The organism is Agromyces sp. P2_B3 (assembly GCF_056404815.1).
Genome location: NZ_JBFUDH010000008.1, coordinates 89,216 through 107,262, shown reverse-complemented (window position 1 = coordinate 107,262; position 18,047 = coordinate 89,216). Strand labels below are relative to the sequence as shown.

At 72.3% G+C, this 18,047-nt stretch carries 14 protein-coding genes; 9 read left to right on the top strand and 5 right to left on the bottom strand.

What is annotated here, in order from left to right; all coding sequences use genetic code 11:
• Nucleotides 1-30: 30 nt before the first annotated feature.
• Both hydA and AC1DZA_RS13605 read right to left on the bottom strand, forming a co-directional pair.
• Complete coding sequence (hydA, locus tag AC1DZA_RS13610) at nt 31-1,467, bottom strand: dihydropyrimidinase (RefSeq protein ID WP_476773141.1); 1,437 nt, start codon at nt 1,465-1,467, stop codon at nt 31-33.
• A gap of 28 nt (nt 1,468-1,495) precedes the next feature.
• Nucleotides 1,496-2,344, bottom strand: coding sequence for a nitrilase-related carbon-nitrogen hydrolase (locus tag AC1DZA_RS13605; protein WP_476773140.1), 849 nt, complete (start codon nt 2,342-2,344; stop codon nt 1,496-1,498).
• Nucleotides 2,345-2,597: 253 nt separating this feature from the next.
• On the opposite strand from AC1DZA_RS13605, the gene AC1DZA_RS13600 reads away from it, so the two are divergent.
• Nucleotides 2,598-4,022 (top strand): aminotransferase-like domain-containing protein, encoded by a 1,425-nt coding sequence (locus AC1DZA_RS13600; RefSeq protein ID WP_476773139.1) that lies wholly within the window; start codon nt 2,598-2,600, stop codon nt 4,020-4,022.
• A gap of 159 nt (nt 4,023-4,181) precedes the next feature.
• Here the strand turns inward: AC1DZA_RS13600 and AC1DZA_RS13595 are convergent, their stop codons facing one another.
• Nucleotides 4,182-6,278, bottom strand: a complete 2,097-nt coding sequence (locus tag AC1DZA_RS13595; protein WP_476773138.1) for an elongation factor G — start codon at nt 6,276-6,278, stop codon at nt 4,182-4,184.
• A gap of 158 nt (nt 6,279-6,436) precedes the next feature.
• Nucleotides 6,437-10,006, bottom strand: a complete 3,570-nt coding sequence (locus AC1DZA_RS13590) for an HYR domain-containing protein (RefSeq protein ID WP_476773137.1) — start codon at nt 10,004-10,006, stop codon at nt 6,437-6,439.
• 190 nt (nt 10,007-10,196) lie between these two features.
• Between AC1DZA_RS13590 and cofD the strand changes: the two genes are divergently transcribed.
• The 8 genes from cofD (at nt 10,197) to AC1DZA_RS13550 (ending at nt 17,288) form a co-directional block, all read left to right on the top strand.
• Nucleotides 10,197-11,231 (top strand): 2-phospho-L-lactate transferase, encoded by a 1,035-nt coding sequence (cofD, locus tag AC1DZA_RS13585; protein ID WP_476773136.1) that lies wholly within the window; start codon nt 10,197-10,199, stop codon nt 11,229-11,231.
• A gap of 52 nt (nt 11,232-11,283) precedes the next feature.
• The gene (locus tag AC1DZA_RS13580; protein WP_476773135.1) at nt 11,284-12,309 is read left to right on the top strand and encodes an NAD-dependent epimerase/dehydratase family protein; all 1,026 of its coding nucleotides are present in this window, start codon (nt 11,284-11,286) and stop codon (nt 12,307-12,309) included.
• 32 nt (nt 12,310-12,341) lie between these two features.
• Nucleotides 12,342-13,280 carry an EamA family transporter gene (locus AC1DZA_RS13575; protein WP_476773134.1) on the top strand — a complete coding sequence of 313 codons (939 nt, stop codon included), beginning with the start codon at nt 12,342-12,344 and terminating at the stop codon, nt 13,278-13,280.
• Nucleotides 13,281-13,446: 166 nt separating this feature from the next.
• Nucleotides 13,447-14,457 carry a putative F420-0 ABC transporter substrate-binding protein gene (locus AC1DZA_RS13570; protein ID WP_476773133.1) on the top strand — a complete coding sequence of 337 codons (1,011 nt, stop codon included), beginning with the start codon at nt 13,447-13,449 and terminating at the stop codon, nt 14,455-14,457.
• Nucleotides 14,454-15,587 (top strand): putative F420-0 ABC transporter permease subunit, encoded by a 1,134-nt coding sequence (locus AC1DZA_RS13565; RefSeq protein WP_476773132.1) that lies wholly within the window; start codon nt 14,454-14,456, stop codon nt 15,585-15,587. The genes AC1DZA_RS13570 and AC1DZA_RS13565 overlap by 4 nt, the downstream gene beginning before the upstream one ends.
• A complete protein-coding gene (locus tag AC1DZA_RS13560) occupies nt 15,584-16,387 on the top strand; it encodes an ABC transporter ATP-binding protein (protein WP_476773131.1) in 804 nt (267 codons plus the stop codon). The genes AC1DZA_RS13565 and AC1DZA_RS13560 overlap by 4 nt, the downstream gene beginning before the upstream one ends.
• A gap of 125 nt (nt 16,388-16,512) precedes the next feature.
• The gene (locus AC1DZA_RS13555) at nt 16,513-16,854 is read left to right on the top strand and encodes a YciI family protein (protein WP_476773130.1); all 342 of its coding nucleotides are present in this window, start codon (nt 16,513-16,515) and stop codon (nt 16,852-16,854) included.
• A 44-nt stretch (nt 16,855-16,898) separates the two neighbouring features.
• Nucleotides 16,899-17,288: an MmcQ/YjbR family DNA-binding protein gene (locus AC1DZA_RS13550; RefSeq protein WP_476773129.1), complete on the top strand. Its 390-nt coding sequence runs from the start codon at nt 16,899-16,901 to the stop codon at nt 17,286-17,288.
• An 89-nt stretch (nt 17,289-17,377) separates the two neighbouring features.
• Here AC1DZA_RS13550 and AC1DZA_RS13545 read toward each other — a convergent pair whose 3' ends face one another.
• Nucleotides 17,378-17,968, bottom strand: a complete 591-nt coding sequence (locus AC1DZA_RS13545) for a recombinase family protein (RefSeq protein ID WP_476773156.1) — start codon at nt 17,966-17,968, stop codon at nt 17,378-17,380.
• Nucleotides 17,969-18,047 lie beyond the last annotated feature (79 nt).

Below are 18,047 nucleotides of genomic sequence, written 5' to 3'. Positions count from 1 at the left end.
TGGGGGTCGGCTCGGGGGTTGGGGGTCGACTCAGATGAGGTACTGGCTGAGGCCGCGCCTGAGGAAGCGGCCGTCGCCCTTGGCGCCGAGGTACTGGTCGTCGTCGACGATGACCTTGCCCCGGGACAGCACCGTGTCGACGTGGCCGTCGATCTCGAAGCCCTCCCACGCGGAGTAGTCCATGTTCATGTGGTGCGTCTTCTCGAGGCCGATCGACGTGTGGCCGTTCGGGTCGTAGACGACGACGTCGGCGTCGGCGCCGGGCTGGATGACGCCCTTCGTGCCGTAGAGGCCGAACATACGCGCCGGCGTGGTGCTCGTGAGCTCCACCCACCGCTCGAGGGTGATCTCGCCCGTCACGACGCCCTGGTACATGAGGTCCATGCGGTGCTCGATCGAGCCGATGCCGTTGGGGATATTGCGGAAGTCCCCGAGGCCGAGCTCCTTCTGGTCCTTCATGCAGAACGGGCAGTGGTCGGTCGACACCATCTGCAGGTCGTTCGTGCGCAGCGCCTGCCACATCGACTGCTGGTGGCCCTCCTCGTGCGAGCGCAGCGGGGTGGAGCACACCCATTTCGCGCCCTCGAAGTGGCCCCACTGCTCGCTCGACGCGCCGAGCTGTTCCTCGAGCGACAGGTAGAGGTACTGCGGACACGTCTCGCCGTACACGTTCTGCCCCTTGTCGCGCGCCCACGCGAGCTGCTCGACCGCCTGCTTCGCCGACACGTGCACCACGTAGAGCGGCGCACCCGTGAGCTTCGCGAGCATGATCGCGCGGTGCGTGGCCTCCTCCTCCATCTCCCAGGCGCGCGCGACGCCGTGGTAGTAGGGGTCGGTCTTGCCCTGCTCCACGAGCTGGGCCGCGAGCACGTCGATCGCCGGGCCGTTCTCGGCGTGCATCATCGTGAGCATGCCCGTGTCGCGCGACACCTGCATGGCCTTCAGGATCTGCGCGTCATCCGAGTAGAAGACCCCCGGGTAGGCCATGAACATCTTGAAGCTCGTGATGCCCTCGTCGGGCAGTCGCCGCAGCGTCGCGAGCGACGCCTCGTTGACATCGCCGACGATCTGGTGGAACCCGTAGTCGATCGCGCAGTTGCCGGCCGCCTTCTCGTGCCACGCGGCCAGCCCGTCCTCGATGCGCTGCCCGTAGGTCTGCACGGCGAAGTCGATGATCGACGTCGTGCCGCCCCACGCGGCCGCGCGCGTTCCGGTCTCGAAGGTGTCGGATGCCTCGGTGCCGCCGAACGGCAGCTGCATGTGCGTGTGCGCGTCGATGCCGCCGGGGATCACGTACTTGCCCGTCGCGTCGATGACACGGTCGACGGATGCCGCGACATCCGTGCCGAGGATGCTGCTGCCGGGCTCGAGCACGGCCCTGATGGTCTCGCCGTCGATCAGCACGTCGGCCGCGGCGCGTCCGGTCGCACTGACGACGGTGCCGCCGCTGATGAGGGTGGTGGCCATGGTTCGCTCCTTCGCGTGGCTCGTCGGGTTACGGCTTCGGGATGGAGGTGTAGGAGTCGGGCCGGCGGTCGCGGTAGAACTGCCACGCGTTGCGGACGTTGCGGATCATGTCGAGGTCGAGGTCGCGGACGACGACCTCCTCCTCGGACTCCGAGCCGTAGTCGCCGACGATGTTGCCCTGCGGGTCGACGAACTGGCTCTTGCCGTAGAAGTTCACGGCGAGGTCGCCGTACTCGTTGTCCTCGAGGCCCACCCGGTTCGCTGCGGCCACGAAGTAGCCGTTCGCGGCGGCCGCGGCCGGCTGCTCGATCTCCCAGAGCCGGTTGGACAGGCCGGGCTTCGTGGCGTTCGGGTTGAACACGATCTGCGCGCCGTTGAGGCCGAGCTCGCGCCAGCCCTCGGGGAAGTGCCGGTCGTAGCAGATGTAGACGCCGATCGGCCCGACCGCGGTGTGGAAGATGGGGTAGCCGAGGTTGCCGGGGCGGAAGTAGAACTTCTCCCAGAACTTGTCGAGGTTCGGGATGTGGTGCTTGCGGTACGAGCCGAGGACGGTGCCGTCGGCGTCGACCACGACCGCGGTGTTGTAGTAGACGCCCGGCTGCTCCTCCTCGTAGATCGGCAGCACCATCACCATGCCGAGCTCCTTCGCGAGCGCCGCGAAGCGCTGCACGATCGGGCCGTCGGCGGGCTCGGCGTAGTCGTAGTACTTCACGTCCTCGGTGATGCCGAAGTAGGGGCCGTAGAACAGCTCCTGGAAGCAGATCACCTCGGCGCCCTGCTCCTTGGCGTCGCGGGCGAACTGCTCGTGCTTGTCGAGCATGGACTCCTTGTCGCCGGTCCAGGTCGTCTGCGTGATGGCCGCTCGGACGATCGTCATGTTGCCTCCTGAGTCGGTCGGCGTCGTTGCCGTCCGCTCGGTGCGCCTGGCGGGACTGCTGCTCAGGTGCGACCGGGCGATGCTGCGACGCCGAGGGTGGGGACTGCCGAACGGGGCTCGCGACCCGTTCTGTTATTGTTCGGCGTGAACATTTCTCTTATGTTTCACTCTGTGTCGCTGTGGTGAATTCATACTGTCCCTTGCGTCGTGAGGAGGCAATGGTCGTGTCAGGTATTCCTGTGACGGTGCTTCGATGAACGGCGATCGAGCGGATGCCGCTGCGCTGGTCGCGCGGGCCGAATTCCCCGACGCGACACCACGCGGCATCGCCGGCGTGATCGCTCGGCGCGTGAGCTCGGGCGAGCTCGCGCCGGGTGAACGCCTGCCCACCGTGCGCGATCTCGCCTCCGTGCTCGGCGTGAGCCCCGCGACGGTGAGCCAGGCGTGGCAGGCGCTCGCCCGCGCCGGCATGATCGAGTCGCGCGGGCGCGCCGGGAGCTTCGTACGGGGCGGGGCATCCGCTCGGGGGGCAGCCGCGCGGCTGGCGCCGCGGATGCGCGGGATGGCGGCGCCCGACGACCCCGTTCGCCTCGACCTCTCCCGTGGCACGCCCGACCCGCTGCTGCTGCCCGCGCTCGGACCGGCGCTCTCGCGGGTGTCCGCCCGAGCCGAGACCGGCAGCTACCAGGCCGAACCCGTCATCCCCGCGCTCGCGACCGTGCTCGCCGACTCGTGGCCGTCGCCCGCGGGGTCGATCATGGTCGTCGACGGTGCTCTCGACGCGATCTCGCGCACCCTCGAGCAGCTCGTGCGCTTCGGCGACCGCGTCGTCGTCGAGAGTCCGGGGTTCCCGCCGTTCCTCGACCTGCTCGACGTGCTCGGCGCCGAGGCGGTGCCCGTGCGGCTCGACGCGCAGGGCATGGTGCCCGAGGCGCTCGCCCGCGCGCTGCGCGGCCGGCCCGCCGCCGTGCTGCTGCAGCCCCGCGCGCAGAACCCGACGGGGGCGTCGATGACCGCCGAGCGCGCCGAGGCGCTGGCGCACGTCATCCGCTCGGCCGCCGACGTCGACGACCTCGTCGTCATCGAGGACGACCACTCGGGGCTGATCTCGACCGAGGGCGACGTGACCCTCGGCACCTGGCTTCCCGACCGGGTCGTGCACGTGCGGAGCTTCGCGAAGTCGCACGGGCCCGACCTGCGCATCGCCGCGCTCGGCGGGCCGCGCGACCTCGTCGACCGGGTGGTCGCCCGCCGCATGCTCGGCCCCGGTTGGACCTCGCGGATGCTGCAGACGATCCTGCTCGACCTGCTCACCGACGGTACGTCCATCGATGCCGTCGCCGAGGCCCGCCGGCAGTACTACACGCGGCAGCGGGCGCTCGGCGATGCGCTGCGCGCGCGGGGCGTGCCCGTCGCGCCGGCCGACGGCATCAACGTGTGGGTGCCCGTGCTGAGCGAGCGGTCGGCGCTCGTGCAGCTGGCCGCGGCGGGTATTCGGGTGGCGGCGGGCACGCCGTTCCTCGCGGCATCCGACACCGCGGATGCCGCGAACGGCGCCCGCACCCGGCCCGGCGGCGACTTCGTGCGGGTCACCGTCGGCGTGCTGCGAGACGGGGCCGACGAGGTGGCCGACGCGCTGGCGACGGCCGCGCAGCACGTCGCGGTCGGCGGGTACTGACCGACGCCGGATGCCCCGGCGCACGCGCCGGCCCTGGCGCCCGCGCCGCGAGATGACGCGAATCGACCTTCAGGGCGCAACGAAGGTCGATTCGCGTCACCTCGGCGCCGTGGGTGGGCGGGCAGGCGGGCGGGGGCGGGGCGGGCCCGCGGCATCCGCTCAGGCCGTGACGCCGCCCGGGGCGCGAGCGTAGCGGTCGGGGGTGATCGAGAGCTCGGCCTGGCCGCCGGTGATCGAGCGGAGGTCGAGCACGTAGCGGGCGAGCTCGGCCTCGGGGACGTCGGCGATCACGCGGGTGCGGCCGTCGTCGGTGGTCTCGGTGGCGCTCACGCGGCCGCGGCGTCCGGACAGGTCGGTGAGGACCGTGCCCTGCAGCTCGGCCGGCACCGTCACGGTCACGACCGACACCGGCTCGAGCAGTACCGTGCCGGCCTCGGCGAGCGCGGCCTTCACGCCGATCGAGGCTGCGGTGCGGAACGCCATCTCCGACGAGTCCACCGAGTGCGACTTGCCGTCGAAGAGCTCCACCTTGACGTCGACGACCGGATGCCCCTGCGGGCCGCCCGTGGCGAGCGCGTCCCGCGCGCCCTTCTCGACGGCGGGGATGTAGGTGCGCGGCACGGCACCGCCGACGACGGAGTCGACGAACTCGAAGCCGCTCCCCGACGGCAGCGGTGAGACGCGCAGGTGCACGACCGCGAACTGCCCGTGGCCGCCGGACTGCTTCTTCAGCTTGCCCTCGACCTGGGCGCGTCCGGCGATCGTCTCGCGGTAGGCCACCGGCGCCGGCGAGGTGGTGACGTGCACGCCGAAGACGCGGGCGAGCCGCTCGACGGCGACCGCGAGGTGCATGTCGCCGAGGCCGCGCAGCACGGTGTGGCCGCCGGTGCGGTCGATGACGAGCGTCGGGTCCTCGGCGACGAGCCGGGTGAGCGAGGTCATGAGCTTCTCGTCGTCGGATTGCGTCGCCGGGGCGAGGCTCACTGCGAAGACCGGCTCGCGCCGCGGCAGCGGCAACGGACGGGCGACGCCGTTCGCCCGCGACCAGAGCAGCGACCCCGACGGCGACCCGGTGAGCTTGGCCACGGCTCCGACCTCGCCGGCCCGCAGCACGTCGGCCGGCACATGCTCGGCGCCGCGCAGGCGGAAGAGGCCGTGGATGCGTTCGTCGGCGCCGGTGGTCGCGTTGTGCAGCCGGTCGCTCGGACGCACGACGCCCGAGAGCACCTTGAACGTCGAGACCTGGCCGACGAACGGGTCGGCCACGGTGCGGAACACGTGCAGCAGCGCCTCGCTGTCGGGGTTCGGCGCGACGGCCAGTTCGGTTCCGGATGCCGCTCCGCCGCCGTTGCCGCCGCCACCACCGCCGCCGGCCCCGCCGAGCACGATCCGGCTGTCGTGCCCCCGACCCGAGGGAGCGAGCGCGCACACCAGGTCGGCGACCCGGTCGACGCCGGTGCCCGTCACGCCAGAGCAGACGACGACCGGCACGGCCTCGCCGCTCGCGACCTCCCGGGCAAGGGTGCGCTCGAGGTCGGGCGCCGAGGGCTCCCGACCGTCGAGGTACGCCTCGAGCTGCTCGTCGTCGTGCGACACGATCTCCTCGGTCACGTCGACGTGCATGCGGTGCTCCTCCGCCTCGGCCTCGGCGGGCAGCGGCTCGTCGTGATGCCGGCCGGTCTCGTCGTAGACGAGCGCCTGCTCGCTCAGCACGTCGGCGATCGCGCGGAACGCCTGCTCCTCGCCGAGGGGCAGCTCGAGCGCCACGAGCCGGTCGCCGAAGGCGGCGTGCAGGTCGGCGAGCACCCGGCGGAAGTCGGCGCGGGCCTTGTCCTCCTGCGTCACGGCGATGATGCGGGGTACGCCGGCCGCCTCCGCCGCAGCCCACGCCGAGCGAGTCCCCACGGTCACGCCGTCGACCGCGCTGACCGTGATCACCGCGACATCCGCCACCGACATCGCGGTGTCGACCCCGCCGACGAAATCGGGATGGCCCGGCGCATCGGCCAGGGTCAGGTCGTACTCGACGCCGTCGGGCCCGGTCCACTGGAAGTACGCGAGCGCGAGGCTGAGGCTCATGCCCCGCGCCACCTCCTCGGGGTCGTGGTCGCAGACCGTGCTGCCCTGCTCGACGGTGCCGGCGCGCGGAATGGCGCCGGCTCGCAGCAGCAGCGCCTCGGCCAGTGTCGTCTTGCCCGAGCCTGCCGCGCCCACGAGGGCGACGGTGCGGTGGGTCGTGGTGGGTGCCGAGTTCATGGGGCCTCCCGCGCCGGTGCGGTTCTCCCGTCCATCGTGGACCCGTCGCGCGATGAACACCAGAGGGTGGCGCCGAACGCGTGGTGATGCGCTCGTCTCGATCAGGCGGTTCCGGATGCCGCGGGCGCGGGCTCGCGGCGTCCGGAACCGTGCGCTCGTCAGCGCCGACCGAGGCGGCGCGCTCCGATCCGTGCGGCCGCGGCGCCGGCCAGCAGCAGGGCCAGTGCGGCGACCAGGGCGCCCTGCGTCTCGACCCCGGTCGACGCGATGCCCGAGGTGGAGCCGGTGCCCGTGGTCGAGCCGGAGCCGGTACCGCCGCCGCCCGAGCCACCGGGCGTGCCCGGGTCGCCGGGTCCGCCCGGGCCGGGCTCGGTCGTCTCGTTCACCGTGATCGTGAACGTGGCGGCGATCACCGCGAAGAGCATGACCTCCTCGGGCGGCGCGGAGTCGGTGGCCGTGCAGGTGAGCGTGGTCACGCCGATCGGGTAGAGCTCGCCCGAGGCGTGGTCGCAGCTCACCGTGATCGGGGCGACGCCGCCGGTGGTGGTCGGCGGGTCGAAGACGACGGTCACGCCCGGCTCGCCGGGAGGCGCGTCGACGACGATGTCGTCGGGCACGTCGATCGTGAGCGGATCGGGCTCGTCGACGAGGAGCGCGTATCGCACGGTGTTGTCGGTGGACGTCGACGCAGCACTGGGATTCAGGGCGGCATCCGTCGCGACGCCGGCGGCGATCGACGCGGTCAGCACGCCGTCGCTCGTCAGCCCGGCCACCGACACCACGTACTGGCCCGGCGCCCCACCCGGCGTGACCGTCGCCACCGGGGTGCCGGTACCGGTGAAGGCCAGCGTAAGGTCGGCATCGGTGAACCCGACCACCGGCTCGCTGAACGCCACGTCGAACACGATCGGCAGCACCGTGGCCGGATCCACCTGCGTCGCACCCTGGTTGCTCGTCACCGTCGGCGCCGTCACGTCACCGTCGTCGAGGTCGAACGTCACGGTGTTGTCGGTGGACGTCGACGCAGCAGAGGGATTCAGTGCGGCATCCGTCGCCACCCCCGCAGCGATCGACGCCGTGAGCAGGCCATCGCTCGTGAGCCCGTCCACCGAGACGACATACTGGCCCGGCGTCCCGCCGGGCACGACAGTTGCCGCCGGCGTACCGGCACCGGTGAATGCCAGCGTCACGTCAGCCGCGGCGAAGCCGACCACCGGCTCGCTGAACGCCACGTCGAACACGATCGGCAGCACCGGCGCCGGATCCACCTGCGTCGCACCCTGGTTGATCGTCACCGTCGGCGCGGTCACGTCGCCGTCGTCGAGGTCGAAGGTCACCGTGTTGTCGGTGGACGTCGACGCAGCACTGGGATTCAACGCGGCATCCGTCGCCACGCCCGCGGCGATCGACGCCGTCAGGAGACCGTCGCTCGTGAGCCCGTTCACCGAAACCACGTACTGGCCCGGCGCCCCGCCGGGCACGACGGTTGCCGCCGGCGTGCCGGCACCGGTGAATGCCAGCGTCACGTCGGGAGCGGCGAAGCCGAGCACCGGCTCACTGAACGCCACGTCGAACACGATCGGCAGCACCGGCGCCGGATCCACCTGCGTCGCACCCTGGTTGATGGTCACGGTCGGCGCCGTCGTGTCGGGCTCGTCGACGGACTCGTAGGTCACCTCGTTGTCGGTCGACGTCGATGCCGAGTTCGCGTTCAGCGCGGCATCCGTGAACGCCCCCGCCGCGATCGACGCGGTCAGCACGCCGTCACCGGTCAACCCGGTTACCGTCACCGTGTACTCGGTCGGCGAGCCGCCGGGCACCAGCGTCGCGACCGGCGTGCCGGTTCCGCTGAACGCGAGGTCGACGTCGGTCGCGTCGAGCCCGACGGCCGGCTCCGAGAGCTCGACGTCGAAGGCGATCGGCAGGGTCGACGTCGGATCGACCTGCGTCGCGCCCTGCTCGACCGTCACCGTCGGCGCCGTCGTGTCGGGGGGAAGGTCGTCGTCGCCGATGGTGACGAGCGCCGACGGATCCGACGAGGTGAGCGCGTAGCCGGGCGGATCGGCGGGGAGCGTGACGGTGACTGTGTAGGTCTCGCCCGGGTCGTACACGGCGTCGGCGAGCGCGTCGACGGGGATGTCGACGCTCGCGGCATCCGCGGGCACCGACACCGTCGTCGCCGCGAGCGAGGTGTAGTCGACGTCGGCCGTCGTCGGCGCGACGGGTGCCGTCGACACCGTGAGATCGAACGCCGGATGCTGCGCCGGCGTGATCGTGACGGGCACCACGCCCGTCGCGCCCTCCGGAACGGGCACATCGGTCGGCAGGGTCACGTCGATCCCGGTGCCGGCGCCGACCTGCACCACGACCTTCTCGACGGTGGGCACGTCGTTCGTGTCGAGGTCGAAGCCGAAGAACGGGAGCTCGATGCCGTACGGCGGGTCGCCCAGGTACTGCAGCGGCAGGCCGTTGTTGCCGAGGTCGGAGATGAGGAAGCGCACCGTGCACGTGGCATCCGTCAGCGCACCCGCGTGGAACTCGACCTGGTCGAGCGCGTAGTTCAGCGCCTCGATGCTGTCGGAGCCGCTCACGACGCCGGCGAAGGCACTCGTCGGGTCGCTCGGATTGCCGGTCGCGAACGGCAGGTTCTTCACGTCGTCGGGGATGGCGGCCATCGCCCCGTCGACGATGAGCTGCTTGTTGGCCTCGTACGCCGCGAACTCGGGGTCGGCGGGGTCGGGCGAGACGGCGAAGTCGAGGGTGTCCCCGAAGAGCTGCTCGAGGTCGTCATAGATGGTGAAGGGCGAGGCGCGCATGGAGAACTCCCCGCAGTCGGCCCAGGCGATGAGCAACCAGGCGTCACCCGGCCCGTCGATGGTGTCGTCGCCGTCCTGCTCGTCGTTGTCCTCGTCCTCGACGAGCCAGTCGTCGCCCGGTGTCGGCGTCGCGCTCAGGTACTGCGGGTCGGGAGACGCCGGGTCGACCGGGATGACCGCACCGGGCACCGTCACCTCGGGGAAGTCGTTGAGCCCCTGCACGCGGATCTGGATGTCGGCCTGCGCGGAGCCGAGCGCCGGGTCGCCGGGCACGAGCGTGACGGCGAGCGTCTCGGGGTTCGATCCGTTGTAGTAATAGGGGTCGTCTGCGGTGCCGTCGTCGTCGGAGTCGTCGTCGGGCGTGTAGACGAGGGTCTTCAGCGCGTCGTTCACCTGCTGGGTCGTTCCGATCACGGCGACGATCGGCGCAGGCAGGTCGCTGAGCGCGCTCTTGTCGCGCACGAGGGCGCCGCTCGGCAGTTGCAGCACGTCGATGCTGCTGTCGGAGTCGTCGACGACCGAGGGCGCGTCGCTGAAGTCGAGCGTGCCGTGCGAGACGCTGAGCTGCACGGCGGTGCAGCCCGAGAGATTCCACGGGTCGGCGTTGACGCAGCCCTCCTCGGCCGATTCGACCGCGATGGTGCGCACGTCCTGCGAGATGAGGTCGGTGCCGCCGTCGAAGGCGAGCTCGCCCTCGGGGATGATCGTCGGGAAGCCGTCGGGAAGGCTCACCGGCAGCGACCCGGCCGGGGCCATGTACAGCCGGGTCGGCGGGTCGACGAACGACGGCGCCGCCGCCTGCGCGGGCACCACCAGCGTGAGGGCGGCGACCGCCCCGAGTACCGCACCGAGTGCGACCGCGCGGATGCCACGCCGCCGTCGCGGCGCGCGGCCGCGCGTGAGCCACCCCATCGTCATACGTCCCCCCGGTCGCCGACGCGAACTGCTGCGTTCGGGGGACACGCAACCAGTCCGCGACGCCGCCGTCAAGGCGAACATGAGAATCCGTCGCCGTTGGGCCGCCCCACTTCGGGGTACGCGTGGGCGCGGCGGTCGGATGGACCGCGCCGGCCGCCCCTCCGCGCGCGGGTAGCGTGGCAGGGTGCGGATCACAGTGCTCGCGGGCGGCGTCGGAGGGTCGCGCTTCGTGCGCGGGGTGCGCGAGGAGTGCGCGCGGCGCTGGCCCGATGGGAACGGCGGCTCGGCGGCATCCGTCACCGTCATCGTGAACACGGGCGACGACCTGTGGCTCGCAGGCGTGCGGCTCATGCCCGACTTCGACTCGCTGCTCTACTCGCTCGCGGGCGTCAACGACACCGAGCGCGGCTGGGGTCGCGCCGGCGAGACCGAGCGGGTCGCCGCCGAACTGCGGGAGTGGGGCGTGGGCTGGCCGTGGTTCACGCTCGGCGACCTCGACCTCGGCACGCACCTCGCCCGCACGGCATGGCTGCGCGAGGGCGCGACGCCGTCCGAGGTGGCCGCCCGCCTGCAGCGACGCTGGCCGCTCGGCGTGCGCCTGATGCCCGCGACCGACACCGAGGTCGACACGCACGTGCTCGTGGCCGACGCCGATGAGCTCGACGGCGAGCGCGAGATGCACTTCCAGGAGTGGTGGACCCGGTACCGCGCCGCCCTGCCGGCCATCGAGTTCCGCCAGCGCAACCTCGACCACGCGCGCCCGGCGCCGGGCGTCGTCGAGGCGATCCGCGGCTCCGACCTCGTGCTCGTCGCCCCGTCGAATCCGGTCGTGTCGATCGGCACGATCGTGTCGGTCCCGGGTATCCGCGAGGCGCTCCGCGAGACGCACGCACCGGTCGTGGGCGTGTCGCCGATCATCGGCGGCAAGGTCGTGCGCGGCATGGCCGACGCCTGCCTCCCGGCGATCGGCGTCGACACGACTGCCGAGGCGGTCGGCCGGCACTACGGCGCGCGCGCGGCCGGCGGGCTCATCGATGGCTGGCTCGTCGACGACGCGGATGCCGCGGCCGTCGAGCCGCTCGCGGAGACCGGCCTCGTCGCGGCATCCGTGCCCCTCTGGATGCGGGACCTCGACACGTCGGCGGCGCTCGCGGGACAGGCCATCGACCTCGGCGAGCGCCTGCGCGACCACGCGACCGGGCGCGAGTCAACCCGGTGATCGACGCCGCCCGCTGACGTAACGTGCATCGGGCGACGCGATCGGAGGGCCCATGCGCCTCGTCATCATCGGAGCCACCGGCAACATCGGAACGGCAGTGCTGCGCCGACTGCGCGAGAGCGAGGCAGTGACCGAGGTGGTCGGCGTCGCGCGTCGGCAGCCCGAGTCGCGGTCTGAGCCGTATCGCGGTGTCGACTGGCGCGCGGTCGACGTGTCGCAGCCCGGCGTCGCGCCCGAGCTCGCGTCGATCCTCGAGGGCGCCGACGCGGTGGTGCACCTCGCGTGGCTGCTGCAGCCCAACCACCGCGAGCGCGAATTGTGGGCCACGAACGTCGACGGCCTGCGGCGCGTACTCGCCGGGGCGGCCGCTTCGAGGGTGCCGCACGTCGTCGTGGTGTCGTCGGTGGGCGCCTACAGCCGGGGTCCGAAGCACACCCGCGTCGACGAGAGCTGGCCGACCGGCGGCATCCACACGTCGCACTACAGCCGTCACAAGGCGGTCGACGAGCGGCTCCTCGACGAGTTCGAGGCGGAGCATCCCGACGTGGTGGTCACGCGCGTGCGACCCGGGCTGGTGTTCCAGCGCGGGGCGGCGAGCGAGATCGCGGGACTCTTCGCCGGCTCGCTGCTGCCCGTGCGGTGGCTCGGCCGGGTGCGGATCCCCGTCCTCACCGTGCCGTCGCAGGTGATCTCGCAGGCGGTGCACGCCGACGACCTCGCCGACGCCATCGTGCGCATCGTGGAGCAGCGCCCGGGCGGCGCGTTCAACGTCGCCGGTGAGCCGGTGCTCGACCCGGCGGCGCTCGGCCAGGTCGTCGGCGCGCGCTGGGTGGTCCCCGTGCGGCTCGCGGTCGTGCGGGCCCTCATGTGGATCACGTGGAAGCTGCGCCTGCAGGCCTCGGATCCCGGGTGGCTCGACATCGCGGCGAACGTGCCGGTCATGTCGACCGAACGGGCGCGGTCGGTGCTCGGCTGGAGTCCGCGGCACCGCTCGACCGACGCGATGCGCGAGGTGCTCGACGGCCTGGCCGACGGCGCCGGCGTGGAGGCCTCGCCGCCGCTCGCACCGCGGGCATAGCGGATGTCGGCGGTGCGCGTCAGACTGTCGCGGTGCTGCTGATCGTCGTGCTCGCGCTCGGGGCCGCGCTGCTCTACGGCACCGCGGACTTCTTCTCGGGCGTCGCGGCACGGCGCATCGCGGTGCTCGCCGCGACGACGATCAACTACGCCGTCGCGACCGTCGTGCTGGTGATCGTCGTGCTGACGGTCGGCGGCGTGTGGTCGCCCACGGCGATCGCGAGCGGCGTGACGGCCGGCCTCCTGGCCGCGGTCGGGTTCCTCACCTTCACCGCGGCGCTCGCCGCCGGGCCGATCTCGCTCCTGACGCCGCTCATCGCGCTGCTGAGCTCAGCGGTGCCCGTCGTGGTGGCCCTCGTGCTCGGCGATCACCTCGAGCCCATCGCGTGGGTCGCGGTCGTCGTCGCGATCCTCGGCTCCGTGCTCATCGGTCTCGAGCGGCGGGTCGACACCCGAAGCGCGAAGCCGCGCACCCTGCTGTTCGCGGCGATCTCGGGCCTGGCGTTCGGCTTCGCCACGGTGGCACTCGACCTCGCGCCCGCCGACGCCGGCATGGTGGCGGTGTTCCTCGACACCACCTCGGGTCTCGTGCTGCTGCTCATGCTCGTCGGCCTGGCGCGCGGGGTCCCGGCGATGCGGCGCGCGATGGCAGTGCTCGACGCGCACCCGGTCGACGACGAGCAGGCGACGACGCCGGGTGCGGCGCCGCGCGGCGCCGTGCCTCCGGCCGACCCGCGACGTCGCGCCCGCCTGCTCGCCGGTGCCGCCGGCCTGCTCATCGGCGGGGCCAACGTGCTGCTCATGCTCGCCCTGCACGAGGGCAGCGTCGCGGTCGTCGCCGTGCTCGTGAACCTCTATCCGGTCGCCACCGTGCTGCTCGCCTGGATCGTGCTCCGCGAACGCATCAACGCCGTGCAGGGCACCGGCGTCGTGCTGGCGGTCGCCGCGTCGGTGATGCTCGGCCTCGTCTAGCGGCGAGCTCGCCGCCGAGGCCCGCACCCTGCCGCCACCCCGCCCGTCGCAGGTCTACGATGGACACGACCGCCGATCTGGATCTGATCGGTGCGTGTGGCCCGGGATTGGGCCGCGAGTCCCCGACTTCGTCGGAACGTCACTTGCACACCGTCCCGGAGGCCCCATGCCCACTCGCACTCCCGTCGCCATCGTCGCCCTGCCCCTCGCCGCGCTCCTCCTCGCGGGCTGCGCGAGCGGCTCGACGGCCTCGCCCGCGTCACCGGCCGGCTCAGGCGAGACGGATGCCGCGGCATCCGGCTACCCGCTCACCATCGACAACTGCGGCACCGAGGTCACGTTCGAGCAGGCGCCCGAGCGCGTGGTCACGATCAAGTCGTCGACGCTCGAGTTGCTGCTCGCGCTCGGACTCGAGGACCGCATCGTCGGCGCCGCCTTCACCGACGGCCCCGTGCCCGACGAGTTCGCCGACGCGGCATCCGGCATCGAGATGCTCTCCGACAAGGTGCCGTCGCAGGAGGTGACGCTCGCGGCCGAGCCCGACCTCGTCTTCGCCGGGTGGGAGTCGAACCTCTCGGCCGAGGGCGCGGGCGACCGCGACACCCTGGCGAAGCTCGGCGTCGCCAGCTACGTCGCCCCCGCGGCGTGCAAGGGCGAGGGCTACATGCCGAACCCGCTCACCTTCGACGAGGTCTTCGCCGAGTTCGAGGAGGCGGGCGCGATCTTCGGTGTTCCGGATGCCGCGGCCGACCTGGTTGCGACGCAGCGGGCCGAGCTCGACGCCATCGAGCCGAGCGATGCCGGCCTCACCGCCCTCTGGTACAGCTCGGGCGACGACACGCCCTACGTGGGCGCGGGCATCGGCGCGCCGCAGATGATCATGGACGCCGCCGGGCTCGAGAACATCGCCACCGACGTCGAGGACACCTGGACGTCGATGGGCTGGGAGGCGATCGTGGCGGCGAACCCCGACGTCATCGTGCTCGTGGATGCCGCGTGGAACACCGCCGAGCAGAAGATCGCCCACCTCGAGTCGAACCCGGCGACCGCCGCGCTGCCCGCGGTGCAGCAGGGGCGCTACCTCGTCGTCGACTTCCCGGCGACCGAGGCCGGCGTGCGCAACGTCGGCGCCGTGTCGTCGCTCGTCGACCAGCTCGGGGAGCTCGACCTGCGATGAGCGCGACGCGGGCGGAGGCGGAGGCGGGTGCTGGTGCGGCTGCTGCTCCGGGTGCGAGCAGCGCGGGCAGCGCGGGCACTACCGGCACCGTGGGCACCGTCACCTCAACGCCGCGCCCCCGCACCGGCCTGCGCACGGGCGCGTGGGCCCTCGCCCTCGGCGTGCTGCTCGCGGCATCCGTCGTCGCCGCCGTCACCATCGGACCCGCCGGACTCAGCCCCGCCGACGTGTGGGCCAGCGTGCTGGCACACCTCGGCATCGGCGAGCCGACGCTCAGCCCGCTGCGCGACGGCATCGTGTGGGAGCTGCGGATGCCGCGGGTGCTCACGGCCGCGGCGGTCGGTGCGGGGCTCGCGCTCTGCGGCGTCGTGATGCAGGCGCTGACGCGCAACCCGCTCGCCGATCCGTACCTGCTCGGCCTGTCGTCGGGCGCATCGGTCGGCGCGGTGGCCGTGATCGTGCTCGGCATCGGCCTGCTGCTGCCGGTCGCGGCCTTCGCCGGCGCGCTGGTGGCCCTCGTCGCCACGCTCGCCTTGGCGAATGCGGCGGGCGCGCTCACGCCGACCCGCACGGTGCTGGCAGGCCTCGCGGTGTCGGCGGTGTTCGGGGCGATCACGAGCCTCGTCATCTTCTGGAGTGCGACCGGCGACAGCTACCGCGAGATCCTCAACTGGCTGCTCGGCTCGCTCGCCGGCGCCGACTGGGGATCGGTCGCGCTCGCGGGCGGCGCGGTGGTCGTCGTCGGCATCCCGCTGCTGGCGAGCGCGCGCACCCTCGACGCGTTCGCGTTCGGCGACTCGGCCGCGGCGGCGCTCGGCGTGCACGTGCGCCGGAGCCGGGTGCTGCTGCTCACCGGCACAGCGCTGCTCACGGGCGCGCTGGTCGCGGTGAGCGGCGCGATCGGCTTCGTCGGGCTGATCCTCCCCCACGCCGTGCGGCTGCTCGTCGGGTCGCGCAACCGCGTGCTGCTGCCGCTCTCGGCCCTCGCGGGCGCCATCTTCCTGGTGTGGGCCGACACCGCCGCGCGCACGCTGTTCGATCCTCGGGAGCTGCCGGTCGGCATCGTGACGGCGCTCATCGGCGGGCCCGTGTTCGCCGTGCTGATGCTGCGGAACCGGAACCTCGCATGACCGACGCACTGCACACCGACCGGGTGCGCTTCGCGCGCGGTCACCGGCTCATCATCGACGACGTCGACTGCACGGTGCCGGGCGGCGCCGTCGGCGCGCTGCTCGGCCCGAACGGCGCGGGAAAGTCGACGCTCCTGCACCTCGTCGCCGGCGTCGAGCGAGCGGATGCCGGGACGGCGCGCCTCGGCGACCGTGACCTCGCGGCGCTTCGACGTCGCGACCGCGCCCAGGTCATCGCCCTCGCCGAGCAGGAGGTGTCGGATGCCCCAGGGCTGCGCGTCTCGGAGGTCGTGGCCCTCGGTCGCACGCCCTACCTCGGCGCATTCGCCGGGCCCGGCGAGCTGGACCGCGGCATCGTGCGGCGGTGCCTCGAGGACACCGGGCTCGTGGAGCTCGCCGACCGCCCGTACGAGACCCTGTCGGGCGGCGAGCGCCAGCGCGTGAACCTCGCCCGCGCGCTCGCGCAGGAACCCGAGCTGCTGCTGCTCGACGAGCCGACGAACCACCTCGACGTGCGGGCGCAGCTCAGCGTGCTCGGCCTGCTGCGGCAGCTCGCGGGTGGCGGGCTGACGGTGCTCGCGGCCCTGCACGACCTCTCCCTCGCCGCCGGCTACGCCGACCACGTGATCGTGCTCGCCGCCGGCCGGGTGGTCGCCGCGGGGGCCCCTCGCGAGGTGCTCACGCCCGGCCTCATCCGGGAGGTGTGGGGCGTCGAGGCGCTCGTGCTGCAGCATCCGACCACCGGCCGGCCGCTGATCGCGTTTTCGGAGGTGGCGGCGGAGGTTCGGGCCGAGGTGTAAGTGCTTGAGCGCTTGTGCTTGAGCGCTTGAGCTTCAGCGCTTGCACGCGTGAGCAGGATCGGAGTAGCTTCTCGAAAGCAGTTGCGGATCGCAACTGGATGCGATGGCTCACCGAGGCGCGAGCGATGACCAAGTACCTGATCTCCTTCCCGAGCGCCGCCATGGTCGTGCCCGATGGCGAACTGCCGGCCGTGGCGGATGCCGCGCACGCGGTCATCGAGGAGGCGAAGGACGCCGGCGTCTACGTCTTCGGGGGCGGCATCAACGAGGCCGTCCCGCCGGTCATGGTCGACGGCGACGGCACGGTGACCGAGGGCACCTACCCGCAGACGACCCAGCTCGAGGGCGGCTACACCGTGCTGGAGGTGCCCTCCCGGGACGCGGCACTCGAGTGGGCCGCGAAGATCGCGGTGGCGTGCCGCTGCGCCCAGGAGGTGCGCGAGTTCCAGTACGACCCGGCCAGCTGATGGGCCGGTCCTCGCCTGTCGGTGGAGCGGCCTAGGCTCGCGACGTGGCCACCCTCGACGACTTGCGCCGCACCGCTGCCGGCCTGCCCGGCAGCGAGGAGCGAGCGACGACCGGGGGCGCCGCGTGGTTCGTGCGGGGCAAGCTGTACGCGTGGGAGTGCCACCCCTGGCCGAGCATCCCCGCCGACATGCGCGAGATCATCGCGGCCGAGCTCGTCGTCGGCGTGAAGGTCGCCGACCCGATCGATGCCCTGGCCCTCGTCCAGATGGCGCCCGACGTGTTCCTGCGCACCGCGACACCCTGGGGCGAGCCGAAGGTCGCCTTCCGCATGGCGCGCATCGACGACGATCACCTCGCCGAGCTGGTGACCGACGCATGGCGGGTGCAAGCGCCGAGGTACCTGCGGCGCGAGCTCGACGCCATCGGCGGCTAGGTGCGTTCAGCGCCCCCCGACCGGGCATCATCGCGGGCGGGTCTTGCGGGAATCACGGCAGTGCTGAATGGTCGCGGACTCGCTCCAGCTCAGTGCGTGCCTGTCGAGTGCATCTGGCGGTGGATGGTCCGGTACACGGTCGAGCGAGCGACGTTGAAGAGCTCGGCGAGTTCTGCGGTGCTGTGGGTGCCGGCGTTGTAGACCTCCATCAGGTGGCGCTGCTGCGGAACCGAGAGCTTCGGCTGCTTGCCGCGGAGGCGGCCTTTCGATTTCGCGACTTGCATGCCCTCTCGAGTTCGAGCGCTGATCAGATCGGACTCGAACTCCGCGACCATCGCGAGCACGTTGAACAGCAGTCGTCCGACCGGGTCGAGCGGGTCATGGACAGACCCGCCGATGCTGAGTTTGACGTGCTTGGCGGTGAGCTCGTCGATGATGTCCTTCGCGTCACGAAGGGAGCGCGCCAGCCGGTCGAGCTTCGCCACCACCAGCGTGTCGCCGTTTCGGCACGCGGCGAGAGCTTCGCGCAGACCGGGGCGAGCCCGATTGGTTCCGGTCAGTCCGTGGTCGGTGAAGATATAGGCGGGATCGACCCCGAGTCGCTCGAGTGCGACCCGTTGTGCGGTGAGGTCTTGTTCGTAGGTGGACACGCGTGCGTATCCGATCAATAGTGCGTTCATGCGCGAAGTCTCGTGCAGCGGATCATCGTCGGACAGAGGCAGCGTCGCCGGCGAGGTGCCGGTGGGGGACCGGCTTGCG

Bases quoted from the DNA above. Each gene is read 5' to 3' on its own strand.
- AC1DZA_RS13580 (WP_476773135.1), top strand. From the start codon at position 11,284: ATGCGCCTCGTCATCATCGGAGCCACCGGCAACATCGGAACGGCAGTG.
- AC1DZA_RS13570 (WP_476773133.1), top strand. From the start codon at position 13,447: ATGCCCACTCGCACTCCCGTCGCCATCGTCGCCCTGCCCCTCGCCGCG.
- AC1DZA_RS13600 (WP_476773139.1), top strand. From the start codon at position 2,598: ATGAACGGCGATCGAGCGGATGCCGCTGCGCTGGTCGCGCGGGCCGAA.
- AC1DZA_RS13595 (WP_476773138.1), bottom strand. From the start codon at position 6,278: ATGAACTCGGCACCCACCACGACCCACCGCACCGTCGCCCTCGTGGGC.
- AC1DZA_RS13590 (WP_476773137.1), bottom strand. From the start codon at position 10,006: ATGGGGTGGCTCACGCGCGGCCGCGCGCCGCGACGGCGGCGTGGCATC.
- AC1DZA_RS13560 (WP_476773131.1), top strand. From the start codon at position 15,584: ATGACCGACGCACTGCACACCGACCGGGTGCGCTTCGCGCGCGGTCAC.
- AC1DZA_RS13565 (WP_476773132.1), top strand. From the start codon at position 14,454: ATGAGCGCGACGCGGGCGGAGGCGGAGGCGGGTGCTGGTGCGGCTGCT.
- AC1DZA_RS13605 (WP_476773140.1), bottom strand. From the start codon at position 2,344: ATGACGATCGTCCGAGCGGCCATCACGCAGACGACCTGGACCGGCGAC.
- hydA (WP_476773141.1), bottom strand. From the start codon at position 1,467: ATGGCCACCACCCTCATCAGCGGCGGCACCGTCGTCAGTGCGACCGGA.
- AC1DZA_RS13545 (WP_476773156.1), bottom strand. From the start codon at position 17,968: ATGAACGCACTATTGATCGGATACGCACGCGTGTCCACCTACGAACAA.
- AC1DZA_RS13555 (WP_476773130.1), top strand. From the start codon at position 16,513: ATGACCAAGTACCTGATCTCCTTCCCGAGCGCCGCCATGGTCGTGCCC.